At 74.8% G+C, this 24,742-nt stretch carries 22 protein-coding genes; 19 read left to right on the plus strand and 3 right to left on the minus strand.

Annotation, left to right across the window (positions count from 1 at the left end; all coding sequences use genetic code 11):
• Nucleotides 1-77 precede the first annotated feature (77 nt).
• The 3 genes from PIR53_04390 to PIR53_04400 are packed head-to-tail and all read right to left on the minus strand — an operon-like array spanning nt 78 to nt 4,815.
• Nucleotides 78-2,522: a DUF3488 and transglutaminase-like domain-containing protein gene (locus tag PIR53_04390; GenBank protein ID WZH53236.1), complete on the minus strand. Its 2,445-nt coding sequence runs from the start codon at nt 2,520-2,522 to the stop codon at nt 78-80.
• A complete protein-coding gene (locus PIR53_04395) occupies nt 2,519-3,808 on the minus strand; it encodes a DUF58 domain-containing protein (protein WZH53237.1) in 1,290 nt (429 codons plus the stop codon). The genes PIR53_04390 and PIR53_04395 overlap by 4 nt, the downstream gene beginning before the upstream one ends.
• Nucleotides 3,805-4,815 carry an AAA family ATPase gene (locus tag PIR53_04400; protein WZH53238.1) on the minus strand — a complete coding sequence of 337 codons (1,011 nt, stop codon included), beginning with the start codon at nt 4,813-4,815 and terminating at the stop codon, nt 3,805-3,807. Before PIR53_04400 ends, PIR53_04395 begins: the two co-directional genes overlap by 4 nt.
• Before the next feature lie 467 nt (nt 4,816-5,282).
• Here PIR53_04400 and mraZ point away from each other — a divergent pair, with 467 nt between their 5' ends.
• From mraZ to PIR53_04495, 19 genes are all read left to right on the plus strand, one after another.
• A complete protein-coding gene (mraZ, locus tag PIR53_04405) occupies nt 5,283-5,711 on the plus strand; it encodes a division/cell wall cluster transcriptional repressor MraZ (GenBank protein WZH53239.1) in 429 nt (142 codons plus the stop codon).
• 257 nt (nt 5,712-5,968) lie between these two features.
• Entirely contained in the window at nt 5,969-6,130 is a 162-nt protein-coding gene (locus tag PIR53_04410) for a hypothetical protein (GenBank protein ID WZH53240.1), read from the plus strand.
• Nucleotides 6,127-7,155, plus strand: a complete 1,029-nt coding sequence (gene rsmH / locus PIR53_04415; GenBank protein ID WZH53241.1) for a 16S rRNA (cytosine(1402)-N(4))-methyltransferase RsmH — start codon at nt 6,127-6,129, stop codon at nt 7,153-7,155. The genes PIR53_04410 and rsmH overlap by 4 nt, the downstream gene beginning before the upstream one ends.
• Nucleotides 7,152-7,739 (plus strand): hypothetical protein, encoded by a 588-nt coding sequence (locus PIR53_04420; GenBank protein ID WZH53242.1) that lies wholly within the window; start codon nt 7,152-7,154, stop codon nt 7,737-7,739. The genes rsmH and PIR53_04420 overlap by 4 nt, the downstream gene beginning before the upstream one ends.
• A gap of 152 nt (nt 7,740-7,891) precedes the next feature.
• Nucleotides 7,892-9,658, plus strand: a complete 1,767-nt coding sequence (locus tag PIR53_04425) for a penicillin-binding protein 2 (protein ID WZH53243.1) — start codon at nt 7,892-7,894, stop codon at nt 9,656-9,658.
• Between the two features lie 37 nt (nt 9,659-9,695).
• The gene (locus PIR53_04430; GenBank protein ID WZH53244.1) at nt 9,696-11,354 is read left to right on the plus strand and encodes a UDP-N-acetylmuramoyl-L-alanyl-D-glutamate--2,6-diaminopimelate ligase; all 1,659 of its coding nucleotides are present in this window, start codon (nt 9,696-9,698) and stop codon (nt 11,352-11,354) included.
• Nucleotides 11,354-12,811 carry a UDP-N-acetylmuramoyl-tripeptide--D-alanyl-D-alanine ligase gene (locus PIR53_04435; GenBank protein ID WZH53245.1) on the plus strand — a complete coding sequence of 486 codons (1,458 nt, stop codon included), beginning with the start codon at nt 11,354-11,356 and terminating at the stop codon, nt 12,809-12,811. The genes PIR53_04430 and PIR53_04435 overlap by 1 nt, the downstream gene beginning before the upstream one ends.
• Nucleotides 12,808-13,884, plus strand: coding sequence for a phospho-N-acetylmuramoyl-pentapeptide-transferase (gene mraY / locus PIR53_04440; GenBank protein WZH53246.1), 1,077 nt, complete (start codon nt 12,808-12,810; stop codon nt 13,882-13,884). The genes PIR53_04435 and mraY overlap by 4 nt, the downstream gene beginning before the upstream one ends.
• Nucleotides 13,881-15,374: a UDP-N-acetylmuramoyl-L-alanine--D-glutamate ligase gene (murD, locus tag PIR53_04445; GenBank protein WZH53247.1), complete on the plus strand. Its 1,494-nt coding sequence runs from the start codon at nt 13,881-13,883 to the stop codon at nt 15,372-15,374. Before mraY ends, murD begins: the two co-directional genes overlap by 4 nt.
• Before the next feature lie 44 nt (nt 15,375-15,418).
• A complete protein-coding gene (ftsW, locus tag PIR53_04450) occupies nt 15,419-16,687 on the plus strand; it encodes a putative lipid II flippase FtsW (protein WZH53248.1) in 1,269 nt (422 codons plus the stop codon).
• Between the two features lie 115 nt (nt 16,688-16,802).
• Entirely contained in the window at nt 16,803-17,891 is a 1,089-nt protein-coding gene (gene murG, locus PIR53_04455; GenBank protein WZH53249.1) for an undecaprenyldiphospho-muramoylpentapeptide beta-N-acetylglucosaminyltransferase, read from the plus strand.
• Complete coding sequence (gene murC / locus PIR53_04460) at nt 17,888-19,327, plus strand: UDP-N-acetylmuramate--L-alanine ligase (GenBank protein ID WZH53250.1); 1,440 nt, start codon at nt 17,888-17,890, stop codon at nt 19,325-19,327. The genes murG and murC overlap by 4 nt, the downstream gene beginning before the upstream one ends.
• Nucleotides 19,324-20,076: an FtsQ-type POTRA domain-containing protein gene (locus PIR53_04465; protein ID WZH53251.1), complete on the plus strand. Its 753-nt coding sequence runs from the start codon at nt 19,324-19,326 to the stop codon at nt 20,074-20,076. Before murC ends, PIR53_04465 begins: the two co-directional genes overlap by 4 nt.
• Before the next feature lie 179 nt (nt 20,077-20,255).
• A complete protein-coding gene (gene ftsZ / locus PIR53_04470; GenBank protein ID WZH53252.1) occupies nt 20,256-21,491 on the plus strand; it encodes a cell division protein FtsZ in 1,236 nt (411 codons plus the stop codon).
• A gap of 37 nt (nt 21,492-21,528) precedes the next feature.
• Nucleotides 21,529-22,236, plus strand: a complete 708-nt coding sequence (locus PIR53_04475; GenBank protein ID WZH53253.1) for a polyphenol oxidase family protein — start codon at nt 21,529-21,531, stop codon at nt 22,234-22,236.
• Nucleotides 22,233-22,952, plus strand: a complete 720-nt coding sequence (locus tag PIR53_04480) for a YggS family pyridoxal phosphate-dependent enzyme (GenBank protein ID WZH53254.1) — start codon at nt 22,233-22,235, stop codon at nt 22,950-22,952. Before PIR53_04475 ends, PIR53_04480 begins: the two co-directional genes overlap by 4 nt.
• Nucleotides 22,953-23,009: 57 nt before the next feature.
• Nucleotides 23,010-23,528 (plus strand): cell division protein SepF, encoded by a 519-nt coding sequence (sepF, locus tag PIR53_04485; protein ID WZH53255.1) that lies wholly within the window; start codon nt 23,010-23,012, stop codon nt 23,526-23,528.
• Between the two features lie 9 nt (nt 23,529-23,537).
• Nucleotides 23,538-23,840 (plus strand): YggT family protein, encoded by a 303-nt coding sequence (locus tag PIR53_04490; protein ID WZH53256.1) that lies wholly within the window; start codon nt 23,538-23,540, stop codon nt 23,838-23,840.
• Between the two features lie 123 nt (nt 23,841-23,963).
• The gene (locus PIR53_04495; protein WZH53257.1) at nt 23,964-24,737 is read left to right on the plus strand and encodes a DivIVA domain-containing protein; all 774 of its coding nucleotides are present in this window, start codon (nt 23,964-23,966) and stop codon (nt 24,735-24,737) included.
• Nucleotides 24,738-24,742: the final 5 nt, after the last annotated feature.

Here is a 24,742-nt window from a genome sequence, read left to right on the forward strand (position 1 = left end):
CACCCGCCTCACCCACCTCACCGGGTCGTGGTGGGAGACCTGCGAAAACCGCAGGCCTGGCACCACGACCGGGGGGGTCAGCGCCGCGCCAGCTCCTCCTCGTCGGAGCCGCCGGCCACCTCGGGTGCCGTCGTCGCGGACGTGTCGGGGGCGGGCCGGGTGTCGCCGGTGCGTCGCCGGTCCCGTGCGCCGTCGACGACGGACGCCGGCAGCCAGCGGGCGCGGCGCGCACCTCCGCGATCGGCGGTCCGTGCCTCCGCGAACGTCCGGGCGTCGTTCCACGCCTCGTCGCCCTCGGTGTCTGCGCCCGCACCGCCCGAGGGCGGGGCGTAGCGCGTCAGCTCGAGGCGGGTCACGAGCCGCTCCAGGGGCGCGAGCGCGGTGCCGTCGATCCCGGTCGGCACCGCTCCCGTCTCCGCCCGGCGCGCGACCTCGGCCTCCCAGTCCTCGACGAGGGTCCGGGCGGTGTCGGCGGGGGAGCGGTCCTCCGGCCACGGCACGCGGTGGTCGATCAGGGTCGCGCGGAGCTCGTCCCAGGCGCCCTCGACGCCACGGTCCCGTCGGCGCAGCCGCTGCCGGTCGCGGATCCGGCGCGGGGCCAGGAGGAGGACGAGCAGGGCGACCACGCCCAGGGCGCCGCCCGCCGCGGCGAGGACGACCGCGGGCTCGACCCCGGGGGAACCGTCCCGCGCGCCGTCGGCGCCGCTCCCGCCGTCGGCCGGCGCGCTGCTGCTCGGGGGCGCACTGGTCGGGCCGGTGGTGGGCGTGTCGGTCGTCGGGCGGGAGGTGGGGGTCGGCTGGTCCGTCCCGGAGGTGGCTCCGGGGCCGCTGGGATCCGGCGCGGAGTAGTCCGGCGTCGCGCTGGCCCGCTGACCGGGGGTCGGCTCGTAGCGCACCCAGCCCACGCCCGGGAAGTAGAGCTCGGGCCAGGCGTGCAGGTCGTGGGCGCTGAGCTCCCAGCGCCCCGGGGAGATGAACTCCGGCGTGAGGAAGCCGACGGCGACGCGGGCCGGGATCCCCAGCTCGCGGGCCATCACGGCCATGGCCGAGGCGAAGTGCTGGCAGTAGCCGGTGCGGGTGTCGAACAGGAACTCGGTGAGCGAGTCGTCGGACGTGGACGACGCCTGGAGGTCGTAGCGGAACTCGTCGCGGTCGCGGAAGAACGCCTGGAGCTCGGCGGCCTGGTCGGCCGGTGTGGTCGCGCCGGCGACGATCGTGCGGGCCAGCTCGGCGATGCGGGGGTCGACGTCCGGCACGTCGAGGAAGCGGTCGACGTCCGCCGGGTAGTCCTGTCCGGCGGCGTCGAGGTCCTCGCGGGTGAACGAGGGCAGGACCTCGGTGGTCTCCCAGCTCTGGCCCGCCGTGGTGCGGCCGTCGTCGCGCGTGAAGTCGTCGCCGGCCGGGCGGTAGCGCCAGCCGGAGTCGGCGTAGATGTCCGTCAGGTTGCTCGGCGTGGGCAGCCAGGACGAGCTGAAGGCGTCGGTGGCGCGGATGTTCCACGTCACCCGCGGGTCGCCGTTCCTGGCCCCCTCGGGGAGCTGCAGGCGGGCCTCGTCGAGAGCGCGATCGTCACCGCCCCCCGGGCGCCACTGCTGCTCGTCGGCGTCGAAGTCGTTGAGGCCGCCGATGCGGAGGTACGTCGGGGCGGCCGCCCCGGGGTCGTCGGTGGTGATCTCGAGGAGCTCCACGTCGTCGCCGCGGGTGAGGTCGCCCTGGAGGTCGGCCGTGGGCTCGCGCAGGACCACGGCGGAGCCCGCGCCGCCCCCGAACCCCGCGCGGTCGAGGAGGCCCAGGTCGAGCACCGGGACGGCGAGCGGCGCGGCGAGGGCCAGGGCGACGGCGGTCACCGCGACGGCGGTCCCGGCCACGGGAGGCCCGGACACCGTCGCCGCGGTCCCGTGCGGGCCTCCCGCCCGGCGCGCGACGACGCGGCGGCCCCACCGACCCAGGTCGTCGGCCTCGTGGAGGGCGAGCACGGCGACGTACAGCAGCGCCGCGGCGGCGAAGATCCACCAGGGCGCCCCGGTGCGCAGGATCGTGACCGGCAGGCTGAAGGCGGCCAGCAGGGGGAGGCCGAGCGCCGGGCCCACCCGGAAGGTCGCGGCCACGGTGTCGGCGATCCACAGGAAGAGCACGGCGCCCACGACGAGGAGCGCGCGGATGCCGCCGCCGTCGAGGGGCACGGGGGGCGGCTGCACCTGCGCGACCTCGAGGGCGGCCCGGATGCGGTCGAGGGTCTGCTCGGCCCCGCCGAGCGACGGGAAGGACTCGCCGACGAGGACGACGACGAGCACCCCCGCGACGAGGAGCTGGAGGGAGGCGACGACGACCGCCGGGAGCGGCAGGAGGCGCAGGGCGGTGCCCGTCGCGAGCAGGGCCGCCCCGGCGACGAGGGCGGGACCGACCAGGTCGTCCGGACGCACGGTGAAGCCGCGCCAGGACTGGAGCGTGACGATCGTGGCGGCTGCGGCCAGCAGGCCGAGGAGCAGCTGCCGCACGAACCGCTCGGGGCCGGGGCTCACCGGACCGCTCCCGCGGGACGGCGCGCGGTCGTCAGTGCCGACCACACCCCCGTCACCGTGTCCTCGGGCCTGACCGCGACGGCGTTCCAGCCCCGCGCGGCCAGGTGGAGGACCTCCCGTGGCGGTGCGGCGGCCGTCGCGGACGGGGACGGCGGGCGGCGGTGGTCGGGGTGCCAGCGTGCGACGTCGAGGACGACGGCGTGCGCGGCGACGGCCCGGGCACGCGCCGCGCTTAGGGCCGCGTCGTCCGCCGGCGACAGCCGGCCGAGGAGCGCGACGTGGACGTCGCGCCGCCCGGCACCGCCGCGCGGGCCGACCGGCGCGAGGTCGGTGCGGTCGGCGAGGCCGATGACGGCGAGCGCGTCGAGCGTGCGCGTGGCCCCGGTCGGCCCGGCCGGTGCGGTGACGAGCAGCCCGCCCGCGTCCTGGAGGTGGACGACGTTGCCCAGCCGGGCGAGGTGGGCGCACAGGGAGGCGGCGAGCACGACGGCGGCCTCGAACGACGAGCCGTGGCCGACGCCCTCGTGCGACGACGCCCGGTTGTCGAGGAGCACCACGGCGTGGGTCTCGCGCCGTTCCTCCTCGCGGCGCACCATGAGCTCTCCCGTCCGCGCCGTCGTGCGCCAGTGCACGCGCCGGAGGTCGTCGCCGATCCGGTAGTCGCGCACCGAGGAGTCCTCCGCGCTGCCGACGGCGGCGGCACGCAGCTGCTCGTCGCCGGTGGTGCCGGAGCCCTCGCCGAGGGTGCCGCGGGGGAGCGCGTGGGTCTGCGGGCGCACGATGAGGGCGCCGGTGTGGTGGAACTCGCGCACGAGCTCGACGGTGCCGAACAGGTCGCGGACCCGGACGACGAGGGGCCCCGTCTCGTACCGGCCCCGCACCTCGGCGCGCACCGGGTAGGAGACGTCGCCCGTCCACGCGCCGCGCACCCCCCGCACCACCATCCGGGGCCGAGCGCCGAGCACGTACGGCAGCTGGTCCTCGAGGAGGAGGGTGCCGCGCGGGACGCGGCCCGTGACGGCGAGCCCGAGGTGGACCGTGCTCGTGCCGCCGACCTCGACGTGGGTGGGGGACAGCCCGCGGCGCAGGTGCACCTCGAACCGGCTCGCGCGGGTCGCGACCAGGCTGACCAGGGGGAGGGCGACCGCGAGCACCCCGGCACTGGCCAGCGTGGCCTGGCCGAGGACGACGGCGCAGACGACGGCCGTGGCGCCGGCGGCCACGAAGGCGCGCCCCCGCACCGTCAGGCCACCCAGCCCCCGCCGCGCACGTCGTCGGTCGCTCACCGGGGCAGGGGCCCGCCCGGCGCGGGGACGGAGGCGGCCAGGCGTCCGACGACGTCGGCGGCCGAGCGCGGGGCGCCGAGGGTGTCGGACCGCACGACGACACGGTGCGCGAGGACCGGCACCGCGAGGGCGAGGACGTCGTCGGGCACCACGAACTCCCGCCCGTTCATCGCCGCGGTCGCCTTCGCCGCGCGCACGAGGTGGAGCGTGGCCCGCGGCGAGGCGCCGAGCAGGAGCTCGGGGGACGTGCGGGTGGCGCGGACGATGGCGACGGCATAGCGCTGGACCTGCTCCGCGACGTACGTCTGCGCGACGATGGAGACCAGCTTGCGGATCTCGCTGGCGTCGGTCACCGGCTCGAGGTCGCCGAGCGGGTCGCGGCCCGCGTGGTGGGCGAGCATCTGCACCTCGGCGGCCTCGACGGGGTAGCCCATCGAGACGCGCATCATGAAGCGGTCGCGCTGCGCCTCGGGCAGGGCGTAGGTGCCCTCCATCTCCACGGGGTTCTGGGTCGCCACCACGAGGAACGGGCTGTCGAGCTCGTAGGACGTGCCGTCGACCGTCACCTGCCGCTCCTCCATGCACTCGAGCAGCGCGGACTGCGTCTTGGGCGAGGCGCGGTTGATCTCGTCGCCGATGACGACGTTGGCGAAGACGCCGCCGGGGCGGAACTCGAACTCCCGGGTCTGCTGGTTGAACACCGAGACGCCGGTGACGTCGGAGGGCAGCAGGTCCGGCGTGAACTGGATGCGCCGCACGGTGCAGTCGATGCTCCGGGCCAGCGCCTTGCTCAGCATCGTCTTGCCCACGCCGGGCACGTCCTCGAGGAGGAGGTGTCCCTCGGCCAGCATCACCACGACGGCCGAGCGCACCACGTCGCTCTTGCCCTCGATCACCCTCTCGATGTTGCGGCGCAACCGTGTCGTCGTGCGGGTGAGCGTCTGCAGGTCGGCAGGAGCGGGCGGGGCCGGGTGGGGCGAGGCGGGCGTCGGCTCGGTGCTCGTCATCAGCGTGGGGACCTCGTTCTCGTGCGGGCGGCCCACGGCGGCCGCGCCCGGTACCACCGTAGGCACATCGGTGGAGCCGCGGACACCGTTCCCCCCACGCGTGGCGTCAACCTTCGCTCCTCCACCACGGTCCTCCACCTGGGCGCAGGGGAGCAGCGGACCCTCCCCGACGCCCCACCGGTGCTCCCCGTGCTCCACCCACGCTCCACCCCGCTCCACCCAGGCCCCGGAACACGGCGCGGAGGGGCGCCGCCACCGCGCCGTACCGCGTGGTTGAGCGGCCTGGCGCTCCCCACGGCTCCCCGGCGGCGGTCGAACGAGATCGGGCCGGAGCGGCCCGCACGGGGGGGTCGGGGGAGTGAAAGGACCCCTTTGGTGGAGCATGGTGGTTGACGGGGGAGGATTGTGGAGTAATGTGGAGCGCAGGGGGCAGGAGGTGTCCGCGCCCGTCGAGGTGGAGGTGACCGATGTTCTTCGGCACTTTCACGCCCAAGCTCGACGACAAGGGGCGGATCTTCCTGCCGGCGAAGTTCCGGGAGGCGATGAAGGACGGCCTCGTGGTGACCAGGGGGCAGGAGAACGCCCTGTCGATCTGGTCCGCCGCGGGTTTTCAACGGCTCACGGAGCGGATCCAGGACGCGTCGCTCACCGACAAGGGAGCGCGCGACTTCGTCCGCATGCTCTTCGCCGCCGCGTCCGACGAGGTCCCCGACAAGCAGGGCCGGATCACGATCCCGCCGATCCTGCGGCGTTACGCCTCGCTCGAGCGCGAGGTGGTGGTGGTGGGTGCGATGAACCGGTTGGAGGTCTGGAACCCCGAGCGGTGGGCGGCGTACACCGAGGAGCAGGAGCCTCGGTACTCGGCGCTCAGCGACGAGGTCTTCCCGGGCGTCTGAGCGGGGCTCGCCACCGGAGCAGGACGGCAGGACAGCAGGACAGCAGCAACTCAACAGCGACGTACGGCGAGGTCTCGGGCCCGCCTCCTACGCGCGTCTGGGGTCACTTCCCCGGTTCCAGACGCGCACTTCCCCAGGAGGCGGGCAGGGACCTGGTCGTACGTCGTTCTCGTTCCCCGGCGGGCGCCGTCGGGGAGAGCCGGCCGACGGGCCGGCCGGTGGGCAGGTGCGGGGTCGAGCAGCGAGGGATCACTTCCATGGCCGAGGTCAGGGTCGACGGAGCGGCAGGTGGCGAGGCGCCGCTGCCGCGGGTCCGCGACCTCGCCCGCGACGCGCTGGGCCGCATGGCCTTCTCGGTCGCCGTGTCCGCCGCCCTCGTCGTCGTGCTCGCGCTCCTGACGGCGGGGCTGCAGCCGTGAGCGCCGACGAGCAGTCCCACGCCCACGTCCCGGTCCTGCTCGACCGGGTCGTCGCGCTCCTCGAGCCGGCCCTCGCGACCGCCGGTGCCGTGCTCGTCGACTGCACGCTCGGCATGGGGGGCCACAGCGAGGCCGTCCTGCAGCGCATCCCCACCGCCCACGTGGTCGGCATCGACCGGGACCCCGAGGCCCTCGCCCGAGCGGGACGTCGGCTCGCCCCCTTCGGGGAGCGGTTCACGGGCGTGCACGCGGTCTACGACGAGATCCCCGACGTGCTGGCCGACCTCGGCCGCCCGTCGGTCGGCGGCGCGGGCGCCGTCCTGTTCGACCTCGGCGTCTCCTCGCTGCAGCTCGACGAGCGCGACCGCGGGTTCGCCTACCGCGAGGACGCGCCGCTCGACATGCGGATGGACCCCACCCGGGGAGCCACCGCCGCCGATCTCCTCAACACCTACGAGGCAGCCGAGCTGACCCGTGTGCTGCGCGACTTCGGCGAGGAGAAGTTCGCCCGCCGCATCGCCGACGCGATCGTCGAGCGGCGGGCCCGCACGCCGTTCACGACGTCGGGACCGCTCGTCGAGCTGCTGTACGACGTCATCCCCGCGCCCGCGCGCCGCACGGGGGGCCACCCGGCGAAGCGCACCTTCCAGGCCCTGCGCATGGAGGTCAACGACGAGCTCGCGGTGCTCCGCCGGGCACTGCCGGCCTCGCTCGAGGCCATCGGCGTGGGGGGGCGGGTCGTCGTGGAGTCCTACCACTCGCTCGAGGACCGGCTCGTGAAGCGGGCCTTCACGGCGGGCAGCCGGAGCGAGGTGCCGGCCGACCTGCCCTTCGTCCCCGAGGGGTCGGAGCCCGAGCTGCGGCTCGTCACCCGTGGCGCCGAGAAGGCGGACGAGGGCGAGATCGCGCACAACCCCCGGGCCGCCTCCGTGCGCCTCCGGGCCGTCGAACGGGTCCGTCCCGCCGGCAGCAACCCCAGCACCAGTGACCGCAACCGCAAGCAGGACGGAGGAGCTCGACGATGAGCAGTGCACCCGCACCCCGGTGGCGTGGCGTCCCTCGCATCGCGGAGGAGGCGGTCGAGCGTGCCCGGCTCCAGGTGGTCCCCCGCGTGCGGGCCCGCGCCCCGCGCGTCCCCTTCGTCATCCTCGTCGGTGCGGTGCTGCTCGCCGGCACCGTCGGGCTGCTCCTCTTCAACACCTCGATGCAGCAGGCGGCCTTCACCGGCGCGGAGCTGCAGTCGCGGGTCGACCTGCTCGACGCGAAGGAGCAGACCCTCGCCCGGCAGGCCGAGGAGCTGCGCGACCCGCAGCGCCTGGCCGAGCAGGCCACCGCGATGGGGATGGTCCCGGCCTCGTCGCCGGCGGTCATCGACCTGCGCGAGGGTCGCATCACCGTCCCCGGCGTGCCCGCGAGCCCCGAGGACGCGCTCGACGTGGCGCCCCCGGAGCCCGTCAAGCCGGCCGTGCTCGACCCGGCGCCGATCTACCGGGACGTCACCCCGCCGGCCGCGCCGGCGCAGGGCACGCCCCAGGGCACGCCGGGGGAGCAGGCGCCCGCCGACGGCCAGCAGGACCTGCCGACGGACGACGCGCCCGCCCAGCAGTGAGCCGGCAGTGAGCCGGCAGTGAGCCAGCAGTGAGCCCCGCGGGGCGACACGCTCGCGACCTCCCGCGGAGCGCCGAGCCCGCCGAGTAGACATGCACCCACCGGCTCCGGCCGGACCCGTCCCTTCCCCGATCGACCGAGACGGAGCATCCCGTGGCCCCCCGACCCGCCCCCACCGGCCCCACCCTGCGACGGAACGGCGCCCGCGGCTCGGTGCAGCTCCGGCTGCGGATCGGGCTGGTGCTCATCGCGATGGTCGTGTCGCTCTTCGCGGCGCGCCTGGTGCAGCTGCAGGGCATCGACCCGGGGCAGTACGCCGCGATGGCGGCCGAGCGGGGCACCCGCACGGTGACGCTGCCCGCGGCCCGGGGCGACATCCTCGACCGGGACGGCGACCCGATCGCGGTGTCGGTCACCGGGCTGATGGTCGTCGCGGACCCGTCGCTGACCTCCGACAAAGCCCCGGAGATCGCGCGGATCCTCGCGGACAGCCTCGGCGTCGACTACTTCTCCACGCTGGACCGGCTCCGCACCGACGGCAGCCGCTACGAGTACATCGCCCGCCGCGTGCCCGCCACCACCGCCCTCGACGCGGTCGCGGCGGTCAAGGAGGAGGGCCTCGGTGGCGTCTACACGGAGCAGGACCCCGTCCGCGACTACCCGGCGGGCGAGGTCGCCGCGAACCTCGTGGGCTTCATGGGCACCGACGAGGCGCTCTACGGCCTCGAGCGCACCTTTGACCCCCTGCTCGCCGGCGAGGACGGCTCCGCGACGTACCAGGTCAGCGGCGGCAACCGGCTGCCCCGTGGTGAGAGCTCGACGGTGGAGCCCACGGACGGGTCCGACCTGACCCTGACGATCGACCGCGACGTGCAGTGGTACGTGCAGCAGGTGCTGCGCGAGACCGTCGAGGGCTCGGGCGGCGAGTCCGGCGTCGCGATCGTGCAGGACACGCGCAGCGGCGAGATCCTGGCGCTGGCCGACTACCCGACGTACGACGCCAGCGAGCCCCTGGAGGCCGACGAGGCGGACCTCGGGTCACGCGCCCTGAGCGACGTCTACGAGCCGGGCTCGGTGGAGAAGGCGCTGACGATGGCGGCGCTCATCGACGCGGGCGAGGTGACGCCGGAGACGCGGATCACCGTGCCGTCCCACCTCGAGCGCCAGGGCCGCCGGATCGGCGACTACTGGGAGCACGACACGCTGCGGCTGACGCTGGCGGGCGTGCTCGCCAAGTCGTCCAACATCGGCACCGTGCTGGCCAACGACGCCTTCTCCTCGGCGGAGCTGCACGACTACCTGACCGCCTTCGGGCTGGGCCAGCCGACGAACGTGGGGGTGCGGGGCGAGGCGTCCGGCATCCTGCCGCCGGCCGAGGACTGGACGCAGATGGAGCACGACCGCATCGCGTTCGGGCAGTCGCTGTCGGTCAACGCCCTGCAGATGATCAGCGCCGTGAACACCATCGCGAACGGTGGCGTCTACGTCTCGCCCAGCCTCGTCGAGGGCGAGGCGACGACCGCGGACGGGCAGACGGTCGGCACTGACACGACGACGACGCGGCGCGTGGTGAGCGAGGAGGCGGCCGCGGAGACGGCCGAGATGATGGAGCGCGTCGTCGACCCCGACGCCGGAGTGGCCCCGGGTGCCCGCGTGGAGGGCTACCGCGTCGCCGGCAAGACGGGCACGGCCCAGCGCGCCGTCGACGGCGGCTACGACGGCACGTCCGTCTCCTTCGCCGGCTTCGCGCCGGCGGACGACCCGCGCTTCACCGTGTACGTCGTCGTGCACGACCCCGCCAGCGGCGGTGGTGGCTCCGTGGCGGGCCCGGCGTTCAGCCGGATCATGTCCCACGTCCTGCGGACCTACGCGGTGGCGCCCACCGGCACGCCGCCCTCCGACCTCCCCGTGGAGTGGTGACGCCGTGCTCGGGTCGAGCACGTCCTAGGCTGCTCCGATGACCTCGACACCTCCCACGTCGGCGTCGGACGACCGGGCCGCGCTCCGTGCGGCCCGACCCCGCGACCCCGCGCCGGTGCCGCTCGCCGCTCTCGCCACCGACCTCGGCGCCGCCCTCGTCGCCGGCGACGACCCGGCCGCGACCGGGCTCGCCGTCACGGGCGTGACCCTCAGCTCGGCCCGCGTCCTCCCCGGCGACCTGTACGTCGCGCTCCCGGGCGCCCGCGCCCACGGCGCCGACTACGCGTCCGCCGCGCTCGCCGCGGGTGCGGTCGCCGTGCTGACCGACGCGGACGGTGCGGCGCGGGTGGCCGGGCCCGCCGAGGGCTCCGTCGACGTACCGTCCGTGCCCGTGTTCGTCGTCGAGCATCCGCGGGCGGTGCTCGGCGCCCTGGCGGCGGCGGTGCACGGCGCCCCGGCGGCGCGGATGGCGACGATCGCGGTGACCGGCACGCAGGGCAAGACCACGACCACGCGGCTCGCGGAGCAGGCGCTCACCGGAGCCGGTGTGCCCGCGGCGGTCATCGGCACCGTCGGCACGCGGGTGCTCGGCCGGGACGTCCCGACGGTGCTCACCACCCCCGAGGCGCCCGACCTGCACGGCCTGTTCGCACGCATGGTCGAGGACGGCGTGCGGGTGTGCGCCATGGAGGTCTCGAGCCACGCGCTGGTGCTCGGTCGTGTCGACGGCGTCGTGTTCGACGTCGCCGTCTTCACCAACCTCGGGCGCGACCACCTCGACTTCCACGCCGACGTCGAGGACTACTTCGCCGCGAAGGCCTCCCTCTTCACGCCCCAGCGCACGCGCCGGGTGCTCGTCAACGTCGACGACCCCTTCGGACGCCGTCTCGTCGGGCTCGCCGCGGAGGCCGGCGTGCCGGTCGTGACGTTCGCGCTCCAGGACCCCGACGCCGACTGGCGAGCGGTCGACGTCGTGGCCGAGCCCGAGGGGTCGCGCTTCACGCTGGTGGGCCCGGGAGGGCTCCGCGTGGAGACCGCCGTGCCGCTGCCCGGCGACTTCAACGTCGCCAACGCGCTCGCGGCGGTGGCGGCGTGCGTCGAGGCGGGCGAGGACCCGGCCGAGGTCGCGGCGGGCCTTGCCGCCTCGGCGGGCGTGCCCGGCCGCCTGGAGCGGGTGCCGACGACGCAGCCGTTCACGGTCGTCGTCGACTACGCCCACAAGCCCGACGCGGTCGCTGCAGCCCTCGGCACGCTGCGACCGCTTAGCAGGGGGCGCCTCGTCCTCGTGCTCGGTGCGGGCGGCGACCGCGACCCGGGCAAGCGTCCGCTCATGGGGCGCATCGGCGCGGAGCTGGCCGACGTGCTCGTCGTCACCGACGACAACCCGCGCACGGAGGATCCGGCGGCCATCCGTGCCGCCGTCCTGGCGGGCGCGGCCGAGGTGCCGGCCGACGCCCGGGCCGACGTGCGCGAGATCGGCGACCGCCGGCTCGCCGTGCGCGCCGCCGTGGAGCTCGCCCGCGCCGGCGACATCGTCGTGCTCGCGGGCAAGGGCCACGAGACCGGCCAGGAGGTGCACGGCGTCGTGCACCCGTTCGACGACCGCGTGGTCGCCGCCGAGGAGCTCGAGCGGCTCGAGCGGCTCGGTCGTCCGGGCGCCCCCGACGTGGCCACCGTGCAGGAGGACCGTCCCTGATGCTGCCGCTCACCCTCGCCGAGATCGCCGCCGCGACCGGCGGCCGCGTCGACCCGCCCGAGGCCGCCGACGTGCGCGTCACCGCCCCGGCCTCCCTCGACTCCCGCGACGTCCCCGCCGGCGGGCTGTTCGTCGCGATCGCGGGCGAGCGGGTCGACGGCCACGACTACGCGGCCGCCGCCGTCGCCGGTGGCGCCGCGGCCGTGCTGGGCACGCGGGAGGTCGGCGTGCCGGCCGTCGTCGTGCCCGACCCGGGCGTCGCCCTGGGGCGCCTGGCCCGGGTCGTGCTCGACCGGTTGCGGGCCGAGGGCGAGCTGACCGTGCTGGCCATGACGGGGAGCCAGGGCAAGACGGGCGTGAAGGATTACCTGAGCCAGGTGCTCGCCGCGGTGGGCCCGACGGTCGCGACGGCCGGCAACTTCAACAACGAGCTGGGCGTGCCGCTCACCGTGCTGCGCGCCGACGCCGGGACGCGCTACCTCGTCGTGGAGATGGGCGCGCGCGGGATCGGCCACATCGCCTACCTCTGCACCATCGCGCCGCCCGACGTCGCCGCGGTGCTCAACGTGGGCACGGCCCACCTCGGCGAGTTCGGCTCCGTCGACGCGATCGCCCGGGGCAAGGGCGAGATCGTCGAGGCGTTGTCGGGCAGCGGCGTGGCAGTGATCAACGCCGACGACGCCCGTGTCGCCGCGATGGTGGAGCGCACCCCGGCCCGGGTGCTGCACTTCGGCGAGGGCGCCGGCCCGGACGGCGTCGCGTGGCGGGGGCTGGCGCTGGACGAGCTCGGTCGACCCGAGGTGGAGCTGGGGCACGGGGGCACGTGGCTGCCGCTGCGCCTCGCGGCCTCGGGCGCGCACCAGGTGGCCAACGCCGCCGCGGCGGCGGCCCTCGCGATCGGCGCGGGGGTGGAGCTCGAGGTCGTCGTGGCCGGGCTCGCCGCGTCGTCCCCCCGCTCGCGCTGGCGCATGGAGGTCACGGAGCGCCAGGACGGGCTCCTCGTCGTCAACGACGCCTACAACGCCAACCCCGGGTCGATGGCCGCGGCGCTGCGCACCCTGGTCTCGATCGCCGACCGTCGCTCGGTGGGGCGGAGCATCGCCGTGCTGGGCGAGATGCTCGAGCTGGGGGAGACGTCCCACGACGAGCACGTGGCCCTCGGCCGCACGGCCGGTGAGCTCGGCGTCGACCTCGTGGTCGCGGTGGGAGCGCCGGACGGCGTCGGCGGCTGGATCGCCGATGCGGCGCGGGCGGCCGGCGCCGAGGCGCACCTCACGCCGACCCGGCACGAGGCGCTCGCCTGGTTGCGACACAATGTCTCGGCTCGCGACGTGGTGCTGCTCAAGGCATCGCGGGGCGGCGGGCTCGAGGTGGTGGCCGAGGGGCTGCTGGCGACAGGGGGGGACCGTGCCGAGGGCGCGGTCGACCCGGACCAACAGGAAGGACCGACGACGTGAGGGCGATCCTGCTCGGGGGTGGACTCGCGCTGGTGCTGTCCCTGCTCGGCACCCGGGTGGCGATCCGGGTGCTGTCCGCGAAGGGCTACGGGCAGGAGATCCGCGACGACGGACCGACCTCCCACCACACCAAGCGTGGCACCCCGACCATGGGCGGCATCGTCATCATCGCCGCCGCGGTGCTGGGCTACCTGTTCGCCAAGCTCGTGACGTGGACGCCGCCGTCGGCGTCGGCCTGGCTGCTGCTCTTCCTGTTCGTCGGGCTCGGCATGGTCGGCTTCCTCGACGACTTCATCAAGATCTACAAGCAGCGCAGCCTCGGCCTGCGGAGCAAGGCGAAGATGATCGGCCAGACCGTCATCGCGCTGACCTTCGGCGCGCTGGCGCTCTCCCCGTGGCTGGAGTCGGCGGCCAACGGGCGCACCCCGGCGTCCAACCACGTCTCGTTCCTGCGCGACATCGCGTGGCTCGGGCTGCCGGCCGTCGTCGCGGTGCTGCTCATCTGGTTCATCATCGCCGGCACGAGCAACGGCATGAACCTCACCGACGGGCTCGACGGCCTGGCCGCGGGTGCGTCGACGATGGTCTTCGGCGCCTACACCCTCGTCTGCATCTGGCAGTTCAACCAGCTGTGCGGGCCGGGCCAGGTGAACGAGTACTGCTACGAGGTGCGCGACCCCCTCGACCTCGGCATCGTCGCGGCGGCCATCACCGGCGCCTGCTTCGGCTTCCTCTGGTGGAACGCCTCGCCCGCCCGGATCTTCATGGGCGACACCGGCTCGCTCGCGCTCGGCGGCGCGCTCGCCGGCCTCGCGATCCTCACCCGCACCGAGCTGCTGCTCGTGATCCTCGGCGGCCTGTTCCTCCTCGAGACGCTCTCGGTGATGCTGCAGGTCGGCTTCTTCAAGGCGACGAAGGGCCGACGGTTGTTCCGCATGGCCCCGCTGCACCACCACTTCGAGATGCTCGGCTGGGAGCAGGTCACCGTGGTGATCCGGTTCTGGATCATCACGGGCACCTTCGTCGCGGCCGGCATGGGCATCTTCTACGCCGAGTGGGTGGCGAACCTGTGAGCGGCGCCCGCCGCGACCCCGCCGACCTCGGCCGCACCGACTCCTGGGAGGGCGTGCGCGCCGTCGTCGCCGGGTTCGGCGTGTCCGGCTTCGCCGCCGCCGACAACCTCAACCACCTCGGTGCCCAGGTGACCGCGCTCGACGAGTCGACCGCGGGCGACCGGCCCGAGAAGGCGGAGCTGCTGGAGGTGCTCGGGGCCACCGTGCGCCTCGGTCCCGGGACGACCGCCGAGCTGCCCGACGACGTCGACGTCGTCGTGACCTCGCCGGGCTGGCGCCCCGACGCGCCCCTGCTGGCGCAGGCGGCCGCCCGCGGCGTACCGGTGTGGGGGGAGGTGGAGCTCGCGTGGCGGCTCCGCGACCCGGAGCGTCCGGCGCCGTGGATCGCCGTCACGGGCACCAACGGCAAGACCACCACCGTGCAGATGCTCGACGCCATCCTCACCGCCGCCGGGCTGCGCAGCGCCGCGGTCGGCAACGTCGGTCGTCCCGTCGTCGAGGCGGTCATGGACCCGGCCGGCTACGACGTGCTGGCCGTCGAGCTCTCCAGCTTCCAGCTGCACTACACGCGGTCGATGAGCGCGGAGTCCGCCGCGGTGCTCAACCTCGCGGAGGACCACCTCGACTGGTACGCCGACATGAGCGCGTACGCCGCGGACAAGGCGCGGATCTACGAGAACGTGCAGCGCGCCTGCGTCTACAACGTCGCGGACCCCGCCACCGAGCAGATGGTGCGCGACGCCGACGTGGTGGAGGGCGCCCGGGCGATCGGCTTCACGCTGGGCATGCCGGGCGTCGGGATGGTCGGCCTGGTGGAGGACATCCTGGCCGACCGCGCGTTCGTCGAGCAGCGCAGCACGAGCGCGGCCGAGCTGTGCACCGTCGCGGACCTCGCGTCCCCGGCCCCGCACTTCGTGGCCAACGCCCTCGCCGCCGCCGCGCTGGCGCGGGCCCACGGCGTCTCGCAGCAGGCGGTGCGCGACGGCCTGCGGGCCTTCCGCCCCGACGGCCACCGCATCGCGGAGGTCGCCGTGCTCGACGGGGTGCGCTGGGTCGACGACTCCAAGGCGACCAACCCCCACGCCGCGCAGTCGTCCCTCCAGGCCTACGACCCCGTGGTGTGGATCGCGGGCGGTCTCGCCAAGGGCGCGCGGTTCGACGAGCTCGTCCAGTCGGCCCGGCCGCGCCTCCGGGGTGCGGTCGTCTACGGCCAGGACCGGGCGGTGATCGTGGACGCGTTGACGCGACACGCCCCCGACGTCCCGCTCATCGTGCTCGACGAGCAGGAGACTTCCTCCGTCGGCGACCCCATGGCGGTGGTCGTCGACGCCGCCGCCCGGCTCGCCGAGCGGGGGGACACGGTGCTGCTGGCTCCGGGGTGCGCGTCCATGGACATGTTCGCGAACTACGGCGCCCGCGGCGACGCCTTCGCCGCTGCCGTGCGGCGGCGGGGCGGGCAGCGACAGGACGGACAGCAGGGGCTCGACTAGCCGCTCGCGGAGCGGCTCGACGCGGAGGGACGGGAAGGACACCGGTGACCACCACGCAGGAGCCCCCCGTCGCGACCGGCAGCACCTCCGTCCGCGACGCCGCGACCGGCCGTGGCCGTCCCGGACCGGGTCGCGGCCCGGGCTGGGTCCAGGGCTGGGTCCAGGGGGTCCGCAACGCCCTCGGGCGTCCCCTGACGCCGTACTACCTGCTCCTCGGCGCGTCCGCGCTGCTGCTCACCATCGGTCTCGTGATGGTGCTGAGCGCCTCGAGCGTCTACGCCTTCAAGGCGTCGGGCGACTCCTACCTCGTGGTGAAGCGCCAGCTCATGTGGGCCGTCATCGGCATCGTCGTGGCCGCCGTCGTCGCGCGGATGCCACCCCGGCTCGTGCGTCGGCTCATGTGGTTCCCCGGCCTCTTCGTGGTGGTCGCCCTGCTGCTGGCCACCCAGACGCCGCTCGGTGTCACGGTCAACGGCAACACGAACTGGGTCGCGCTCGGTCCGGTGCAGGTGCAGCCGTCGGAGGTCGCGAAGCTGACGCTCGTGCTCTGGGCGGCGGACGTCTACGCCAACAAGGAGCGGCGCCTCGACCAGCTGCGGCACATGGTCGTGCCGGTCGTGCCGGTGATGCTGGTGATCATGGTGCTGGTGCTCCTGCAGCACGACCTCGGCACGGCGCTCGTCGTGATGGCCATCATGCTGGCGATGCTGTGGGTGGTGGGCTTCCCGGCCCGCTACTTCGCGATCACGCTCGCGGGCATCGGCGTGCTGGCGCTGGTGCTGGCCTGGACGAGCGCGGAGCGGGTCAAGCGCATCACCAACTTCCTCGACCCGTTCAAGGACTTCCACGACGCGGGCTGGCAGCCCGCGCACGGCCTGTTCGCGCTCTCGTCGGGGGGCGTGTTCGGCCAGGGGATCGGGGCCAGCCAGCAGAAGTGGGGCGACCTGCCCGAGGCCCACACCGACTTCATCTTCGCGGTGCTGGGCGAGGAGCTGGGCCTGTTCGGCACCATGCTGGTGCTCGCGCTGTTCCTCACCATCGCCGTCGCGGCGATCCGGCTGGCGTCGACCACCGCGGACCCGTTCGTGCGCTACGCGAGCTTCGGCATCGTGGTCTGGCTGCTCGGGCAGGCGCTGATCAACGTCGGCATGGTGCTGACGCTGCTGCCGGTCATCGGCATCCCGCTGCCGCTGGTGTCCTACGGCGGGTCGGCGCTCGTCCCGTCCATCGTGGCCCTCGGCCTCCTCATCTCCTTCGCCCGGCGCGAGCCGGAGGCCGCCGCGGCCCTCGCCGCGCGGCGCCGCGGTCGCTGACCGCGAGGGGGCGCGCCCCCGTCCGCGGCGAGCACCCGCGAGACTGACCCGCGACCCGTGACACCGACGACGAGGTCCGGCGCCCCGCCCGGACCGTGACCGAGGAAGGCCGATCATGCGCGTGCTGCTCGCCGGCGGAGGAACCGCCGGCCACACCTCGCCCCTGCTCGCGACCGCCGACGCGCTGCTGCGCCGCGACCCCGCGACCGAGGTGCTGTGCGTGGGCACCGCCCGCGGCCTGGAGACCCGGGTCGTGCCCGCGGCCGGGCACGAGCTCGCGCTCATCCCGCCGGTGCCGCTGCCGCGCCGCCCGGGAATGGAGCTGCTGCGCGTGCCGGGTCGCCTCCGGGCGGCGGTGCGCGAGGCCGGCGCCGTCATCGACCGCTTCCGGCCCGACGTGGTGGTCGGCTACGGCGGCTACGTCTCGATGCCGGTGTACGTCGCCGCGCGGCGCCGCAAGCTGCCCCTCGTCGTCCACGAGCAGAACGCGCTGCCGGGCATCGCGAACAAGGTGGGTGCCCGTGTCGCCGACCGTGTCGCCGTCAGCTTCCCCGACACCCCGCTGAAGGGCGCGACGTACGTCGGCCTGCCGATCCGGCAGATGATCGCCACCCTCGACCGGGCCGCCCTGCGCGACGAGGCGCGCGCGAGGTTCGGCCTCGACCCGTCGCTGCCGACCCTCCTGGTGACCGGCGGCTCCCAGGGCGCTCGCCGGCTCAACCAGGCGGTCGCCGCGTCGGCGCGGGCGCTCGGCGAGGCCGGCGTGCAGGTGCTGCACGTCGTCGGCCCCAAGGGCGAGGCGGAGCCCGAGCCCGTCCCGGGCGTGCCCTACGTCGTCGAGCACTTCGTGGAGCGGATGGACCTCGCCTACGCCAGCGCCGACCTGGTGCTCTGCCGCTCGGGCGCGTCGAGCGTGACCGAGGCCGCGGCCGTGGGCCTGCCGGCCGTGTTCGTGCCCCTGCCGATCGGCAACGGCGAGCAGGAGCTCAACGCGCGCCCGGTGGTGGACGCCGGAGGCGGCCTGCTGGTGTCCGACGCCGCCCTGAGCGCCGAGTGGATCGCCGCGACCGTGCCCGACCTGGCGACGGACCCGCAGCGGCTGGCGGGGATGGGCGCGGCTGCGGCGGCCCTCATCCCGCGGGACGCCGACGAGCGGCTCGCGGCCCTCGTCGCCGAGGCCGCGGAGCGGGGGAGCGCGCGATGAGGATCCCGGTTCCGGAGCAGATCCTCCCCGCGGAGCAGCTCGGCAACGTCCACTTCGTCGGCATCGGCGGCGCGGGCCTCTCCGCGATCGCGCGGATCATGCTGGCCCGCGGGATCACGGTCTCGGGCAGCGACGGCGCGCCCTCGCCCGTCCTCGACGCCCTCGCGGCTGCCGGAGCCCGCGTCCACGTGGGCCACGCGGCCGAGCAGGTCGCCGACGCCGACACCCTCGTCGTCTCCACCGCGGTGCGGGAGGACAACCCCGAGGTCGTGGCCGCCTACGCGCGGGGCCTGCGCGTGCTGCCCCGCTCGGCCGGGCTCGCGGCGGTCATGGCCGACCGGCGGGTCGTGGCCGTGGCCGGCACGCACGGCAAGACGACCACCACGTCGCTCCTGACGACGGCGCTGGTCGCGGCGGGGGCGGACCCGTCGTACGCCGTCGGTGGGGAGCTCGCCCAGCTGGGCACCAACGCCCACGACGGCACGGGGCGGGAGTTCGTCGCGGAGGCCGACGAGAGCGACGGGGCCTTCCTCGTCTACAGCCCCCACCTCGCCGTCGTCACGAACGTCGACGCCGACCACCTCGACGTGTGGGGGAGCGAGGAGGCCTACCGGGCGGCGTTCGAGCAGTTCCTCGACCGGATCGAGCCGGGCGGCACGCTCGTCGCGTCGGCCGACGACGCCGGTGCGGCGGCCCTCCTGGCGACGGCGCGCGAGCGGGGGATCCATGCCGTCGGCGTGGGCGAGTCCCCCGAGGCGGCCTGGCGGATCCACGACGTGTCCTTCGCCGGGACGCGCTCGACCTTCGCGCTGACGGGGCCGGCGGACGCCGGCGCCGCCGACGTCGGACCCGTGACCCTGCAGATCCCCGGCCGCCACTACGTCGTCGACGCGGCCCTCGCCCTGACGGCCGGTCTGTTGCTCGGGCACCCCGCGGACGCGCTGCGGGCCGGGCTCGAGTCGTTCACCGGCACCCGGCGGCGCATGGAGGCCAAGGGCGAGGTGGGTGGCGTGCGCGTCTACGACAGCTACGCCCACCACCCCCAGGAGATCGTCGGCGACCTGCAGGCCGCACGGTCCGTGGCCGGCGAGGGGCGCCTCCTCGTCGCCTTCCAGCCGCACCTCGTGTCCCGCACGCGGATCTTCGGCGAGGCCATGGGCGCGGCGCTCGGCGCCGCCGACGAGGTCGTCGTCGCCGACGTCTACCTCGCGCGCGAGGAGGCCGATCCCGCGGTGACCGGAGCGCTCGTGGCCGGGGCGGTCCCGCTGCCCGCCGCCGCGGTGGCGTTCGTGCCGCGCCTCGACGACGTCGCCGCCGAGCTCGTCCGCCGCGCACGGCCGGGTGATCTCGTGCTGACGCTGGGGGCGGGCGACATCACGACCGTCGGTCCGCTCGTGCTGGCCGGGCTGGCCTCCGGGGGCACCGGATCCGCATGAGCCCGACCCCCACCCGCTCCCGGGGGGCGGACGACGACACCCGGCAGCTCTTCCTCGAGCGGCGTCGCCGCGCGCGCTGGTCGCCGTGGCGCTGGGTCGCGGGCGTGGTCGTCGTGCTCGGGATCGTCGCCGCCGCCCTGTGGCTCGTCTTCTTCTCGTCCGTGCTCGCGGTCGACGAGGTCGAGGTCAACGGCGCCGACGTGCTCGAGGCGGCCGACGTCCGCACGGCCGCCCGGGTCCCGGAGGGCCGTCCCCTCGCGCGCGTCGACGTCGCGGGGATCGAGCGCCGCGTCGAGGCGCTCGCGGCGGTGCGGGACGCGACGGTGACCCGTGCCTGGCCGGACGGGATCCGGATCGACGTCGTGGAGCGGGTCGCCATCGCGGTGGTCGTGCGGGGCACGACCGTCCAGGGCATCGACGCCGACGGCGTCGCCTTCCGCACCTACGAGGAGGCCCCGTCCGACCTGCCGCTCGTCGAGCTCGGCGAGGGCGCGGACACCGAGGCCGTCGTGGAGGCGGCGCGGGTCGTCGCGGCGATGCCGGACGACACGGCCGCCCAGGTCGCCAGCATCGCCGTCACCTCGGTCGACCAGATCGACCTCACGCTGCGCGACGGGTCGGCCGTCGTGTGGGGGAGCGCGGAGGACTCCGACGCCAAGGGCGAGGTGCTCGCCGTGCTGCTCGCCCAGGACGACCTGGACGTCGAGGAGTACGACGTCAGCGTGCCGGCACGTCCCACCACGCGCTGAGCGCGACGACGACACGCCACGCCGACGACACGCGGCGTGCCTCCCCGCACCGGACGCGACGAGAACCTACTGTCGTGGTCACGACGAGGTTGACATAACTCTAACCCTCAGCCTGAGGGTGAAGGTTGAGACCTCGATCCCCGACCCACCACCCCCGAGAACGTGAGAGGCGAGCCGCCGTGGCAGCTGCGCAGAACTACCTGGCCGTGATCAAGGTCGTCGGCATCGGCGGCGGCGGCGTCAACGCCGTCAACCGGATGATCGAGGTCGGCCTCAAGGGCGTCGAGTTCATCGCGATCAACACCGATGCCCAGGCGCTGCTCATGAGCGACGCCGACGTGAAGCTCGACATCGGCCGCGAGCTCACCCGCGGCCTCGGCGCGGGCGCCAACCCCGACGTCGGCCAGCAGGCGGCCGAGGACCACTCCGACGAGATCGAGGAGGTCCTCAAGGGGGCCGACATGGTCTTCGTCACCGCCGGCGAGGGCGGCGGCACCGGCACGGGCGGCGCGCCCGTGGTGGCGCGCATCGCCCGCTCGCTCGGCGCGCTGACGATCGGTGTGGTGACCCGCCCGTTCATGTTCGAGGGTCGCCGTCGCGCGGGCTCGGCCGAGGAGGGCATCGCCGCGCTGCGGGAGGAGGTCGACACCCTCATCGTCATCCCCAACGACCGGCTGCTCTCGATCAGCGACCGCAACGTCAGCGTGCTCGACGCCTTCAAGCAGGCCGACCAGGTGCTGCTGCAGGGTGTCTCCGGCATCACCGACCTCATCACGACGCCCGGCCTCATCAACCTCGACTTCGCCGACGTGAAGTCCGTGATGGCCAACGCCGGCTCCGCCCTCATGGGCATCGGCTCGGCGCGGGGCGACAACCGCTCCGTGGAGGCGGCCGAGATGGCCGTGTCCTCGCCGCTGCTCGAGGCCTCGATCGACGGCGCGCACGGCGTGCTGCTGTCGATCTCCGGCGGGTCGGACCTCGGCCTGTTCGAGATCAACGAGGCGGCCGCGCTGGTCGCCGACGCGGTGCACCCCGAGGCCAACATCATCTTCGGCGCGACGATCGACGACGCGCTGGGCGACGAGGTGCGCGTGACCGTCATCGCCGCCGGGTTCGACGGCGGCCAGCCCAAGAAGCGCGAGGAGGGGGCGGCCCTCGGCCGTTCGCGCACCGAGGCGGCTCCGGCGGCCCCGGCGGCCCCGCAGGCCCCGGCCCGCGCCGAGCAGCGTCAGGCTCCGCCGGTGCCGCAGCAGGCGACGTACGCGCCCTCGCCGGCGCCCCAGCAGCAGCCCCGCCCGCTCCCGCCGCAGCCGCAGGAGCGCCCCAGCGTGCCCGTGGGTGCGCAGCGCCCGGCGCAGCCCGCGCCGCAGGTCGACTTCGAGGACGACCTGGACGTGCCCGACTTCCTCAAGTGAGGTCGTGCGCGAGGTCGACGGAGGTACCCCCGTGTTCGTGGCACGCACCCGTGTCGAGCGGGTCGAGGTGGCGTTCACCTCGGCCCGCTCGGGCGCGCGCCCGCTGAACCTGGCGCTGCCGGGCACGCCCCCCGCAGCGGTGGGGGACGTCGTGGCCGACCTCGAGTCCGTACGGCGCGCCCTCGGCGCCACCCGGGTCCAGGGCATGCACCAGGTGCACGGCGCCGACGTGGCGCGCGTCGAGGAGACCGCGCCCGACGGTCCCGCCCCGCGGGCGGACGCGCTCGTCACCGCCACCCCGGGGGTGGCGCTCGTCGTCCGCGTCGCCGACTGCGTGCCGGTGCTGCTGGCCGACGTCGACGCGGGCGTGGTCGGTGCCGCCCACGCGGGCCGGGAGGGCGTCCGGAGCGGTGTCGTGCCGGCGGCCGTCGCGGCGGTGCGCGCGCAGGGGGCGCGTGAGGTGCGCGCCTGGATCGGCCCGCACGTGTGCGGGCGCTGCTACGAGGTGCCGGCCGCCATGCGGGACGAGCTCGCCGAGCGGATCCCGGCAGCGGGTGCGACCACCTCGTGGGGCACGCCCGCGCTCGACCTGGGCGCCGCGGTGCGGGCGCAGCTGACCGACGCCGGCGTCACCGAGGTCGAGCACCTGGGCCTGTGCACGATGGAGCGTGACGACCTGTGGTCCCACCGACGCGACGGCGCGGCCGCCGGTCGGCTGGCCGGCCTCGTGCAGGTGGTCGCGTGAGCGCCCGGCGGGAGGAGCTCGCGGCGGGGCTGGCGGCGGTCCACCGCCGGCTCGCCGACGCGGCGACGTCGGCCGGTCGCGACCCGGAGGACGTGGGCCTCGTCGTCGTCACCAAGTTCTTCCCGGCGTCCGACGTGCGTGACCTCGCCGGCCTCGGTGTCCGCGACGTCGGCGAGAACCGCCACCAGGAGGCCGAGGCGAAGGCGGCGGAGTGCGCCGAGCTGGACCTGCGCTGGCACTTCATCGGCGGGCTCCAGAGCAACAAGGCGGCGGCGGTCGCGGCGTACGCCGACGTGGTCGAGTCGCTCGACCGCCCCAAGCTCGTCGGTCCGCTGGCCCGCGGACGGGCCGAGCGGCTCGACCGCGGTGACGCGGACGGACCGCTGGAGTGCCTCGTGCAGGTGAGCCTCGACGCCCCCGGCGCCGACCACCGCGCGGGGTGCCCGCCCGAGGGCCTGGAGGCCCTGTGCGACCGGGTCGCGGGGGAGGAGCACCTGCGCCTCGCGGGGCTGATGGCGGTCGCGCCGCTCGGCGAGGAACCGGCGGCGGCCTTCGACCGGCTGGCCGCTCACGCCGCCCGCGTGCGGGCACAGCATCCCGGCGCGACGACCCTGTCCGCGGGGATGAGCGGCGACCTCGAGGAGGCCGTCGCGGCAGGAGCGACACACGTGCGTGTCGGTAGCGCGGTCCTCGGGGCGCGGCCTCGTGTCCAGTAATGTCCGAATCGACCGGTGTCACCCGTGGCGACACCCAGAACACCTGAGGAAGTCAGTATGAGCGGCGCCATGCGCAAGATCGGTGAGTACCTCGGTCTGGTCGAGGACCCCGGGTACGACGACTACGACGAGCTCGACGAGCGGGCCGACGACCGCGAGGAGGTGCGCGAGGAGCGCCCCGTGCGTCGGCGGACCCCCGAGCCCGTCGCCCAGCAGGCCGCGCCCGTCGCGGACCTCGCCGAGCGTCGCCGCGTGCAGGTGGCGCCGGTGCCCGCCCCGGCGCCGTCCGCCGTCGAGCTGTCGAAGATCGTGACGCTGCACCCGCGCACCTACAACGAGGCGCGCGCGGTGGGGGAGAACTACCGCGAGGGCGTCCCGGTGATCATGAACCTGGGCGACATGGACGACGCCGACGCCAAGCGTCTCGTCGACTTCGCCGCGGGCCTCATCTTCGCCACGCGGGGCGACATCGAGCGCGTCACCAGCAAGGTCTTCCTCCTGTCCCCGCCCAACGTGACGGTCGCCGCCGAGGAGAAGCAGCGGATCGCCACGAACGGCTTCTTCAACCAGAGCTGACGGGTCGTCTTGGCACTCAACGTCATCGGGCAGGTCGTGCACGCGATCCTGTTCGTGTTCATCGCGATGATGTGGATCCGGTTCGTGGTGGACTGGGTGCAGGTCTTCGCCCGCTCGTGGGAGCCTCGCGGGCCGCTGCTGGTGGTCCTGGAGGTCGTCTACTCGACCACGGACCCGCCGATCAAGGCCCTGCGCAAGGTGATCCCGCCGCTGCGCCTGGGCAGCATCTCGCTCGACCTGAGCTTCCTCATCGTGCTGGTGGGGTGCTTCCTGCTCCTCGAGGTCAACCGGCAGACCCTGCTCGCGGCGTGAGCCGCGACGGGTACCGTGGGACCCGAGAGCCGCGTGAGGCGCTAGGGTTGCGCCGACTTCACGAACCTGACTGATTGCAAATGACTCTGTTTCTGCTAGCCGACGAGATGAATGGGTGTGGTCATGCCACTGACGCCTGAGGACGTGAGCAACAAGCGCTTCACTCCTGTCCGGCTCCGCGAGGGCTACGACATGGGTGAGGTCGACCAGTTCCTCGACGAGGTGGAGGCCGAGCTCGCCCGCCTGACGAGGGAGAACGAGGACCTCCGCGCGAAGCTCGCGGCGGCCCAGTCCAGCGCCTCGTCGGCGCCGGCGCCGGTCTTCGAGAAGGCGCCGGAGCCCGCTCCGGTCGCCGCGCCGACCCCGGCCCCCGCGCCGGTCGTGCAGGCCGCGCCTGCCGCCGTCCCCGCCGCCGCCCCCGCGGGTGGCGTCGAGACGATCCGCGTCGAGACCGTGCCGCAGGCCTCCAACGCCGCAGCGCGTCTCCTCGAGATCGCGACGCGCAACGCCGACGAGCTCGTCGACGACGCCAAGAACGAGGCCGACCGGATCATCGGCGAGGCCCGCACCAAGGCGGAGCGCCTCGAGTCCGAGGCCAAGGGCAAGTCCGACCGCCTCGAGGCCGACGCCCGCAAGCGTTCCGAGATGCTCGACGTCGAGACGGCGGAGCGCCGCCAGCAGATGTTCGGTGAGCTCGAGCGCGAGCGCGACAAGCTCAACGGCGAGGTCGACCGCCTCCGGTCGTTCGAGCGGGAGTACCGGTCGCGCCTCAAGACCTACTTCACGCAGCAGCTCGAGGCCCTCGGCGGCCCGCAGGAGTCGCAGCCCGTCTCCGACGTCTCGTCGGCGGCTGCCCCGAAGCGCCTCCGCTCGATCCTCGGCGACGACGAGGCCTGAGCCCC

The sequence above is a fragment of the Nocardioides alkalitolerans genome, assembly GCA_038184435.1.
Taxonomy (GTDB): domain Bacteria; phylum Actinomycetota; class Actinomycetes; order Propionibacteriales; family Nocardioidaceae; genus Nocardioides; species Nocardioides alkalitolerans_A.